The 4,228-nt window shown below is 54.9% G+C and carries 3 protein-coding genes; 2 read left to right on the top strand and 1 reads right to left on the bottom strand.

Annotated elements, in window-relative coordinates:
- A partial coding sequence (locus tag RTY00_RS20940) for a S8 family serine peptidase (protein WP_312665982.1) occupies positions 1 to 1,193 on the bottom strand: 1,193 nt, incomplete at its 3' end.
- 554 nt (positions 1,194 to 1,747) lie between these two features.
- Between RTY00_RS20940 and prfB the strand changes: the two genes are divergently transcribed.
- Both prfB and lysS read left to right on the top strand, forming a co-directional pair.
- Positions 1,748 to 2,846, top strand: a protein-coding gene (prfB, locus tag RTY00_RS20945) for a peptide chain release factor 2 (RefSeq protein WP_312665984.1) whose coding sequence is annotated in 2 segments (ribosomal slippage) — positions 1,748 to 1,822 and positions 1,824 to 2,846 — 1,098 coding nt in all. Because the reading frame shifts where the segments join, the coding sequence is not laid out codon by codon here.
- A gap of 9 nt (positions 2,847 to 2,855) precedes the next feature.
- Positions 2,856 to 4,228, top strand: a 1,373-nt coding sequence (gene lysS / locus RTY00_RS20950; protein WP_312665986.1) for a lysine--tRNA ligase, incomplete at its 3' end; no start/stop codon positions are given.

The following is a 4,228-nucleotide window of genomic DNA, read 5'->3' on the forward strand; positions in this document are numbered from 1 at the left end:
TTGTTGCCGGTTAACTGCAGCACGCCGCCATTATTCGCGCCGTCAAGGATCAGGCCGCGATCGCCGCTGATGGCATTCGAGAAGACATAGCTGCCCGCATCCAGGCTGGCGTGAAAATCATTGGCCCAAAACATCGCCGGGCCGTTGAGTGCTTTCGCCTGGTTGAGATCGCCCCAGCCGAAGGTGTCGTTGTAAGGTCGCCCGTTGGCGCTATCCGCAGCGCCTGCATAAGCATCGCTGCGATAAGTGGCGGTGGTCAGCAGCGTTTGCTGCAGGTTGTAGCCGCTCATCCACGGAAAACGTTGCAACACTTGCGAAGCCGCCGCAGCGGCGCGCGGTGCGGCAAAAGAGGTGCCGTAGCTACGCGCATTCACCCAGGTGCCATCACTATTCTGAAAGCGATAATCGCTGTAACCTGGTGCGCTCAGGCACCATGCGGCAGCGTTGCCGCAGGCATCAAACGGCCCGGTTAACGCCGCGCGGTTCGCCGTGTCGTATGAGGTGCTGTCCATCACGCCGGTGACCGCCAGCATGTTCTTTTGCAGTGCGCTGTCCTGATAAATCAACGGCAGCTGGGCGTTAGGAGAAGGTGTTGCGGTGCCGCCATTGCCGGTGATCACCACCGCCAATCCGTTGGCCGCCGCAATCTCACGCATGCTTTGCACCAACACCTGATAGCGCGGTTGCGCATCGGTTAGCGCCTGCGCGGTGGTTAAGCGCTCGCTGGAGGCGTACGACATATTGAAAACCCGCACGCCCTGGCTCAGCAGGCCGCTCACCGCGCGCGCGGTATCGTCGTATTGAAAGATATTGTTCTGCGAGGCCTGCGCCACATACAGCGTGCTGCCCGGCGACAAGCCCAATAACGTCAGCGCCACCACGGTGCCGTGACCGTTAATGCCCTGATTATCATTCAAACTGCTGCCGCCGCCGACATAGCTGGTGAACTGCACGTTGGCATAATTAATTTCACTGCGATCGGGCGACAACCCCGAATCAATAATGCCGACTTTGCTGGCATTGCCTGACGCGCTGGGCTGCGCTGGCGTGGGTGTTTCAGGCGTGCCGGCGGTGGGCGAGGTTGCTGCGCTACCGCCGCCTCCACCTCCGCCGCCACCACCGCAGGCGGCAAGTAACAAAGGCATCAACAAGGCAAGCAGGCGCGGAGAAGTGCGCAAACCGGGAATAAACATCGATACTCCTTCATGTCTCTCAGGACATGTTGTGCCCGCTCACGTTTACGGGCGCTGATTACTGTGTCATTCCCTGTCGAAGCTGCGCATTCCTGGCGGTCGTGGTGACAAACGGTCTGGACGTTAGTGATGTCCATCGGGGGGATAGTCACTGAGCAAAATGATAAAAGGGCGCTAACAAATCGATAGGCTGAATATCAGCTGCTTAATGGCGTTATTTGAGACGTGTCTGCTTTCTTGCAGGAAATTTCTCACAAGACAATTCTTAATGATTTATCTTTATAAATCATGATCTTTAATGACATCTTTCCGCGCTAATTGCCTAATATTTGCAGGAAAATTCCTAAGAAGGTTCTGAAGGCGAGGTGTTTGTTGCGGTGTTTTGGAAAGCGTAACGAATGCAGCTTTCCAGAAGCTTGAGAATTTTTTTTCTCGCGGGCGATGCGCGCTCACTCAGGCCGCGTGCAATGCTACAAAGTGCGCACACTTTCGGGTAAACTAGCGCGTTAGTTTTTATCTCCTTTCACCGAATCGTCAAAAAAGACTGAAAAGCCATGTTTGAAATTAATCCGGTCAAAAATCGTATCCAGGACCTCAGTGAGCGCAGCGACGTTCTTCGGGGGTATCTTTGACTACGATGCCAAGAAAGAACGCCTCGAAGAAGTAAACGCCGAGCTGGAGCAGCCAGACGTCTGGAACGAACCCGAGCGCGCGCAAGCGCTGGGCAAAGAACGTGCTTCACTGGAAGCCGTGGTCGACACCCTGGATCACATGACACAAGGCCTGGAAGATGTGCAGGGCCTGCTGGATCTGGCGGTTGAAGCCGACGACGAAGAGACCTTCAACGAAGCGGTTGCCGAGCTTGATGCACTGGAAGTGAAGCTGGGCGAACTGGAATTCCGTCGTATGTTCTCCGGCGAATATGACAGCGCCGACTGCTACATGGATATTCAGGCCGGTTCCGGCGGCACCGAAGCGCAGGATTGGGCCAGCATGCTGCTGCGCATGTATCTGCGCTGGGCGGAAGCCAAAGGCTATAAAACCGAAATTATCGAAGAGTCAGACGGTGAAGTGGCCGGAACCAAATCCGCCACCATTAAAATCATCGGCGACTACGCGTTTGGCTGGCTGCGTACCGAAACCGGCGTTCATCGTCTGGTGCGTAAGAGCCCGTTCGATTCCGGCGGCCGTCGCCATACCTCATTCAGTTCGGTGTTTATCTACCCGGAAGTGGATGACAACATCGATATCGATATCAATCCCGCCGATCTGCGTATCGACGTTTACCGCGCATCCGGTGCGGGCGGCCAGCACGTTAACAAAACCGAGTCTGCGGTGCGTATTACCCACTTGCCGACCAACATTGTGGTGCAGTGCCAGAACGACCGTTCACAGCACAAGAACAAAGATCAGGCCTTCAAGCAGTTACGCGCCAAGCTGTATGAATATGAAATGCAGAAGAAAAACGCGGACAAACAGGCAGCGGAAGATAACAAATCTGATATCGGCTGGGGCAGCCAGATCCGTTCTTATGTTCTCGACGATTCACGCATCAAGGATCTGCGCACCAGCGTAGAAACCCGCAACACCCAAGCGGTGCTGGATGGCGATATCGATCGTTTTATTGAAGCAAGTTTAAAAGCAGGGCTATAAGGAACCGACATGTCTGAACAACAACCGCAGAGCGCTGATGCCGCCCTTGAGTTAAACAACGAACTGAAAGCGCGTCGCGAAAAACTCAGCGCGCTGCGTGAAAAAGGCGTGGCGTTTCCTAACGATTTCCGCCGCGACACCACGTCTGATGTGCTGCACGCCAGTTATGACGCTAAAGAGAACGAAGAGCTGGAAGCGCTGGGCGTAGAAGTGAGCGTGGCTGGTCGTATGATGACGCGCCGCATCATGGGTAAAGCGTCATTCGCCACCCTGCAGGATGTCGGCGGCCAGATTCAGATCTACGTCTCACGTGACGATCTGCCAGAAGGCGTCTACAACGAGCAGTTCAAAAAGTGGGATCTCGGCGATATCCTCGGTGCGCGCGGTAAGCTGTTCAAAACTAAAACCGGTGAGCTGTCGATCCACATCACTGAGCTGCGTCTGCTGACCAAAGCGCTGCGTCCGCTGCCGGACAAATTCCACGGCCTGGCCGATCAGGAAACCCGTTATCGTCAGCGTTATCTCGATCTGATCTCCAACGACGATTCGCGCAAAACCTTCAAAATTCGCTCACAAATCATGGCCGGCATTCGTCAGTTCATGGTGAACCGCGAGTTTATGGAAGTGGAAACCCCAATGATGCAGGTGATTCCTGGCGGCGCATCTGCGCGTCCGTTTATCACCCATCACAATGCGCTCGACATCGATATGTACCTGCGTATTGCGCCAGAGCTGTATCTGAAGCGCCTGGTAGTTGGCGGTTTTGATCGCGTGTTCGAGATCAACCGTAACTTCCGTAACGAAGGTATTTCGCCGCGCCATAACCCAGAGTTCACCATGATGGAACTCTATATGGCGTATGCGGATTACAAAGATCTGATCGAGCTGACTGAAAGCCTGTTCCGTACCCTGGCGCAGGATGTGCTGGGCACCACGGAAGTGCCGTATGGCGATCACAGCTTCGATTTCGGTAAGCCGTTCGAGAAGCTCACCATGCGTGAAGCGATCAAGAAATACCGTCCGGAAACCGACCTGAGCGATCTGGAAGACTTCGATAAAGCGGTAGCGATTGCCCAATCGCTGCACATCAAAGTTGAGAAGAGCTGGGGCCTCGGTCGTGTGGTAACGGAGATCTTCGAAGAGACCGCTGAAGCGCACCTGATTCAGCCAACCTTCATCACCGAATACCCGGCTGAAGTGTCACCGCTGGCGCGTCGTAACGACGAGAACCCGGAAATCACCGACCGCTTTGAGTTCTTCATCGGCGGCCGTGAAATCGGTAACGGCTTCTCGGAGCTGAACGATGCAGAAGATCAGGCTGAGCGTTTCCTGCAGCAGGTGAACGCGAAAGAGTCTGGCGATGACGAAGCGATGTTCTACGA

This window comes from Pantoea sp. CTOTU49201 (assembly GCF_032054795.1).
GTDB lineage: Bacteria > Pseudomonadota > Gammaproteobacteria > Enterobacterales > Enterobacteriaceae > Pantoea > Pantoea symbiotica.